The 6,214-nt window shown below is 75.1% G+C and carries 3 protein-coding genes; all 3 read right to left on the bottom strand.

What is annotated here, in order from left to right; all coding sequences use genetic code 11:
- Positions 1–1,352 (bottom strand): DUF5719 family protein (locus B7L92_RS30430; RefSeq protein WP_081240565.1); only part of this gene is annotated, 1,352 nt, incomplete at its 3' end.
- A complete protein-coding gene (locus B7L92_RS30425) occupies positions 1,349–5,020 on the bottom strand; it encodes a glycosyltransferase family 2 protein (RefSeq protein ID WP_107501646.1) in 3,672 nt (1,223 codons plus the stop codon). The genes B7L92_RS30425 and B7L92_RS30430, both read right to left, overlap by 4 nt.
- 226 nt (positions 5,021–5,246) lie before the next feature.
- Positions 5,247–5,510, bottom strand: a complete 264-nt coding sequence (locus B7L92_RS30420; protein WP_004987249.1) for a WhiB family transcriptional regulator — start codon at positions 5,508–5,510, stop codon at positions 5,247–5,249.
- Between the last annotated feature and the right edge of the window lie 704 nt (positions 5,511–6,214).

Genomic DNA, 6,214 nt, shown 5'->3' with positions numbered 1-6,214 from the left:
GTGTACGTCTCGGACGCCGGCGTGCCGCCCTCGGTGCCCGCCGAGGCGGTGACCTTGATCCGGGCGGTGCCCTCGGGGGCGGTCACCGAGAGGGTCGTCCCCTCGGCGGTGTTGCCGGCGGACGTCGCGCGGGTGCCGACCGGTCGTGCGGCCGGGATGAACGCCGACTCCCGGGCGTCGCCCTCGCCGCGCAGCACGCGCACGGCCGCCACGACCGGCACGGCGCCGTTCGTGGGCGTCAGGACCAGGGAGCCCGCCTCGCCGCGCGTGAGGTCGCCCAGGTCGACGGCCGTCGTCATGCCGCCCTTCACCCGGAGCGTCTCCTGACCGGCGGGGGTGATCAGGCCGGAGGGGGAGGCGAGGCGCACCTTCAGGTCGGCGTCGGCGTCGCCGGGGGCGAAGGCGACCAGGCGGACGGCGGTGGCGTCCTTCGGGATGCCGGGCAGGACCAGGCTGCCCGCGGGATCGGTCGACGCGGCCAGCCAGTCGCCGCCCAGCTCGGCGTCCAGGGCCTGCACGGCCGCGCCGACCCGGCCGCTGCGGACGACGACGTGCACGGTCACGTCGGTCTGCTCCTCCTCGGTGAGCGTGGACAGCAGGATCGGCTCGGTGGCGTGCGGCCCGACCGTGATGCCCTCCCCCACCGTCGTCTCGAGGGCACCGTCCTTGCCGTAGAGCTCGACGTCCACCACCGCGGCCGAGTCGCCGGGGTTGGTCAGGTGGACGTAGTCGGTGCGGTCGGCGTCGGTGCTGGCGCCCGGGAACCAGAACTCGGTGTCCGGCGCGGTGCAGGTGACGCCCTGCAGGCCCCGGCCCGTGCCCGCGGCGACCTCGGTCGTCTGCTGCACGGTCCAGCCGGGCGCGAAGCGGCCGTCGGCGGTGCCGACGAGCGCGGGCGCCTCGCCTCCGCTGGTGTCCCCGGTGGCCGGCTTGCCGGGCTCCTCGGGCGCGAGGACGGATTCCTCGGGCTTGTCGCCCTTGCCGCCCTTGTCGCTCTTGCCGCCCTCGCCGTCCCGGTCGCTCTCGGCGCCCTCGGTGCTCTCGTCACCCTCGGCGTCCTCGGCGTCCTGCTCGTCCGGCCCGGCCTCTGACCGCTCCGCCGCCCGGAGTTCGGCCGTGCCCTTGTTCTCCGTGCCCTTGGTGACCGGTGTGAAGGACGTGTACGTGGTCTCGGCGAGGTCGGAGGTGCTGGGCGGCGGGCACAGCAGGCTCGTGCGTTCCACGGGCAGGTGGGCCGCCGCCTCGGCGGTGTCGCCGGTGGCCGCGGGGTCCGGTGCGGACAGCGCGGCGAAGCCGGTGACGGCGGCGAGCGCGGTGGCCGCCGCGATCAGGGACAGGGTGGTGCGGTTCACTGCTGGCTCCCGTCGGGACGCTCACTGCCCGTGCCGTGGGGGTCGTACGGCGTGTCGTAACCCTGCGCGTAGGTCTGGTCGTAGCCCTGTCCGTACGTCTGGTCGTACGGCGTCTGCTGGGGCTGGGCGCCGTAGGCGTACGGGTCGTACGGGCCGTCCTGGTAGGGGGCGTCCTGGTACGGCGTGCCGTAGGCGTCCGTCGCGTACTGCTGGTACTGCTCGCCGGTGTGGGCGGTGCCGGGTTCGGCGTCCGCGTAGGCCGCGGTGTCCCATGCGCCGTAGTCGGGCTGGTGCGGAACCGGCGCCGGGGGCTGCTCCGGCGGGGCGGGGAACTCCTCGTCGCCGCCCGCCCCTTCGGCCGTGGCTTCGGACGTGGCCTCGGCCTCGGCCTGGGCGCGCAGGCGGCGGGCGCGGCGTCCCTCGCCGGCGAGCGCCTCGGCGGGGACGGCGGGCTCCTCGGGCAGGTCGTCGTCGACGTCGCGGCGGCGGCCGGGCAGGGCCATGACGACGAGGACGACGGCGAGCAGGCCCTGGGCCCACAGCCAGGCGGTGTGGGTGATCGGGGTGTCGTAGGTGACGTCCAGCCTGCCGCCGGAGGCGGGGAGTTCGAAGCCCTGGGCCCAGCCGTCGACGGTGGTGCGGGACAGCGGCTTGCCGTCCAGGGTGGCGGTCCAGCCCTCCGCGGCGGAGTCGGCGAGGCGGAGGATCCGGCCCTCGCCGCCGCCCGGGATCTCGGTGTGGATCTCGACGGGGCCGGCGGCGACGGGCCGCGGCTCGCCCCCGGCGCCCTGGGCGGGGACGATGCTCGCGCGGGCGACCTCCCGGTCGACCCGCCACAGCGCGCCGCCCGCCTGCTGGCTGAGCCGGGTCAGGCCGGGGGTGGCGTCCAGGACGCGGGAGACCTCGCGGGGGGCGCCCTGGTGGACCAGGACGTAGCGCACGGCGAACCCGCCGAGCTGGTCGGCCTGGTCGGCGCCGGAGCCGGCGACGAGGTTGGCGACGACCTTGTCGAGCCGGGTGTTCCCGCCGTCCACCGCGGCGATCTCGGCGTCGCCCATGCGGGCGCCGGAGCCGCGGACCAGCATGTAGCGGACGCGGGCGGTGGAGTCGCTGTCGAGGACGAGGGTGCGGGCCTGGTCGCGGGTGGCGCTCTCCTCGGCGACGAACGCGGGCACCTGGGCGGGGTCGCGCCGCTCCACGGGGCCGTCGGCGCCGCGGATCATCCAGCCCGCGGCGGCCAGCAGCGGGCCGACGGCGCAGGCGAGGGCGATCAGCACGGCGACCGGCTGGCGCCAGCCGAAGCTCTGCTCGGCGACCCGCGCGCGTGCCCCGTCGGCGCCGAGCGCGGCGGCGGCCAGGACGGCGGTGCCGTAGACGAGGGTCGCGGGGCCGGCCCAGGCGGAGGCGTTGGACAGGACCGCGAAGACGAGGCCCACCAGGGCGGCCGTCCAGGCGGTGAGGATGGCCGTCCGCCGCTCGGCGCGGAGCAGGGCGGCGAGGGCGGCGAGCACCAGGCCGATGAGCAGCAGGCCGCCGACCGTGCCGGGGCCGCCCGGGCTCGCGCCGAGCAGGTCGAGGGCGGAGGCGGCGGAGGGGCCGTGCTCCAGGCCGGCTTCCCGGAAGAAGCCGAAGGGGAGGAGGGAGAACGACCAGGGGGCGAGGACGAGCATCGGCGCGCCCAGCTGGGCCAGGAAGCGCAGCGCGTACGCCGTGATGTCGGTCCTGCGCAGGGCCAGCACGCCGAGGCCGAGGACCAGGGCGACGGGCCACACGATCGGGGTGAACGCGGTGGTCACGGTGAGCAGCAGCGCGTACGCCCAGGTGGCGCGCCAGCTTCCGCGGGCGCCGTCGGGGTTCGCCAGGCCGCTCGCGGCGATGCCCGCGCGGGCGACGAGGGGCAGCAGCACCGCGAGGACGGCGGTGCCGATGCGGCCGCCGGCCAGGGCGCCGGTGGCGGCGGGCAGGAAGGCGTAGGCGACGGCCGCCCACGCGCGCAGCAGCCGGGACTCCACGAGCGGGCGGGAGGCGAAGTACGCGGTGATGCCGGCCAGCGGCACCGAGCAGACGAGCAGGATCGTGACGGCGAGGCCGGTCGAGCCGAGCAGCAGGGAGGCGAAGGCCGCCACGACGGCGAGGTAGGGCGGCGCGGACCCGGTGCCGCCGGCGCCCACCGTGTGCCAGGCGTCGGTGTAGCGCGCCCACAGCTCACCGGAGTCCGCGGGCACGGGCAGCAGGGCGCCGCCGGCGAGCGCGCCGCCGCCGAGGAGGGCGCGGCAGGCCGCGAGGGAGGCGAGCAGCAGCACCAGGAAGAGCACCGGGCCGGGCCTGCGGGCGATGCGCTTGAGCCGGGCGAACTGCTCGACCTCCAGGAAGTCGGCGTCGTCGCCGCCGGGCCCGGACTCGACGGCGCCGCCGTGCCGCCCGGCGCCGGAGGCGGCCTCGGGGTCGGAACGGCCCACGAGGTTGCTCGCGACCTGTTCGACGGTGACACGGACGGTCGCGCCGGGCGGCGGGAGCAGTGCCCGCAGTTCGCCCTTGTCGATCTGCGGGCTGCCGCGGTGGCGCCGGCCGGCGAGGATCCGTTCGGGCCGCAGCAGGGTGCCCATGAGGCCGCGGATCTCGTCGACGGCCTGCCCGGGGACCTTGCCGACGAGGTAGGCGAGGGTGCGCAGCAGGGTGCCGAGGACCAGGCGCAGCAGCACCCAGGGCAGCGCGGCGGTACGGGTGTTGACGAGCAGGGTGTAGACGGCGCCCGCCTTGTCCACCTTGTGCGGGGAGGCGGAGGTGCGGCCCACGCAGTCGACGGTGCGGCGCTCGCGGGAGGCCGCCTCGGCGTGCCGGACGACCGCGTCGGGGGCGACGAGGACCCGGTAGCCGGCCGAGTGGGCGCGCCAGCACAGGTCGACGTCGTCGCGCATGAGGGGCAGGTGGCGGTCGAACCCGCCGAGCTCCTCGAAGACGTCGCGGCGGACGAGCATGCCGGCGGTGGACACCGACAGCACGGGCCGGACGTGGTCGTGCTGGCCCTGGTCCTGCTCGCGGCGGTCCAGACCGGTCCAGCGGCGCCCGGAGTTGGCGATGGAGACGCCGACCTCCAGCAGTTGCCGACGGTCGTACCAGCCGCGGAGCTTGGGGCCGACGACGGCCACGTCGTCGCGGCCGAGCTCGTACTCGTTCTCCACGACGCGCAGCATCTGGGCCAGCGCGTCGGGTGCGGGGGCGCAGTCGTCGTGCAGCAGCCACAGCCACTGCACCGGCTCGCCGTGCGGGAGTTCGGGCAGGTCGTAGGCGTCGTCGCGCCAGCTGCGGGTGACCGGGTCCCAGCCGCTCGGCCGCTTCAGGTAGGGCAGCTCCTCGGGGGTGAGGAGGGGCGCGCCGCGGTGGCACTCCTCGACGGCCTGGCCGAAGCCGGTGCGCCGGGCGAGGTGCAGCACCCGGTCCTCGCCGAGCGCGTCGGTGACCAGCTGGGCGGAGTCGTCCGCACTGCCGGTGTCGGCGCCCATGGCGAACTGGACCGGGCGCTCCTGGCCGAGCAGCCCGGCGAGCGCGTCGGGCAGCCAGCGGGCGCCGTCGTGGGAGACGAGGACCGCGGTCACCACGTGACGCGGGAACTCGGGAGCGGCAGCGGCGGCGTCTTGGCGGGCTGCCGTGTGGGTGTGCACGGACATCGAGGTACGGGCCCCGGTTCGGTGGACTGCGGGGACGCCCGCGCCCGGAGGGGGCGGTGGGGCGTCGCGGACGAGCGACCACACTATCGGCTGGCCGACGCGGCGGCCCGTCGCCTGTGGACAACCCGCCTGCAACGGGCCGTGAGTGACGTACGTGCGGAAGTGATGTGCGTACGGAGGTGATGTGTGCGGCGTCGACGTGCGTACGGCGGCGAGGTGCCGTACGTCAGACGGCGGCCTTCTTCAGCCGGCGGCGCTCGCGCTCGGACAGACCGCCCCAGATGCCGAAGCGCTCGTCGTTGGCGAGGGCGTACTCGAGGCACTCGGAGCGGACCTCGCAGGCGAGGCAGACCTTCTTGGCCTCCCGGGTCGAACCGCCCTTCTCGGGGAAGAAGGACTCGGGGTCGGTCTGGGCGCACAGCGCGCGCTCCTGCCAGCCGAGTTCCTCGTCCGCGTCGTCGGCCAGCAGTTGCTGCACCAGCTCGGTCATGTGCGCCCCTCGTCCGTCTTTCGCGTCCCCGTGATGTAGCCGTTACCGATACCGGCTGAACGACACGAGTGAAATTACAAGTGTGCTGCTCCGGGCGAGTCAAGCCGAGATCTGCTATTGGGCCCCTTATTCACTCTGCGGAACCAAGGCCGAGCGGAAAGTGTTCAAATCACCCTAAACCTTGACACGCGGAGGGGGCCCACCAGGGCCCCCTGACCCGCGCAGAGCCTCCACGGGAAGGACGCCCGGGATTTTGATCCCGTTCCGACACCCGGGTCCGGGCGAACCGGATCACAGTCCGATCACGGGATCGCAACGGCGCCCGGTGCGCCCGGCCGTGCGCACCATGTGTCCCGGGAACCGCCTGAGCAAACCTTTCACCCGGGAGATGAACCGGATGAGGTGAAACATGTCCCACATACCGGGCGTCGAGTTGACAGTGAAGGTGTGAACCGGTGTCCTAATGGGCATGCTCGCGAACTTGGCGCTCACCTCGACCCGCCCCGCCGGGTCCCTCGGTGCTGCCCGCGCTCGCTGTAGCTGTTGCTGTTCCGGCTGTTGAGCCCTCTCCCCCTCGACCTTCCTCGAGCGGGAGACACCCCGCCGCTCCGGCCGCCGAGCCACCCCTCGCTCGGTCCCCGCTTCCCCCGCTCCGACCGGGGCACCCCTGGCGCCGGGGGTGCCCCGGTCGGAGCGGGGGAAGC

Source organism: Streptomyces viridosporus (assembly GCF_002078235.1).
Classification (GTDB): Bacteria; Actinomycetota; Actinomycetes; order Streptomycetales; family Streptomycetaceae; genus Streptomyces; species Streptomyces viridosporus.
Note: the sequence above shows the minus strand (reverse complement) of the source record. Positions and strands in the feature narration are given on the sequence as shown.

Coding starts and splice junctions, on each gene's coding strand:
- B7L92_RS30425 (WP_107501646.1), bottom strand. CDS start 5,020: ATGTCCGTGCACACCCACACGGCAGCCCGCCAAGACGCCGCCGCTGCC.
- B7L92_RS30420 (WP_004987249.1), bottom strand. CDS start 5,510: ATGACCGAGCTGGTGCAGCAACTGCTGGCCGACGACGCGGACGAGGAA.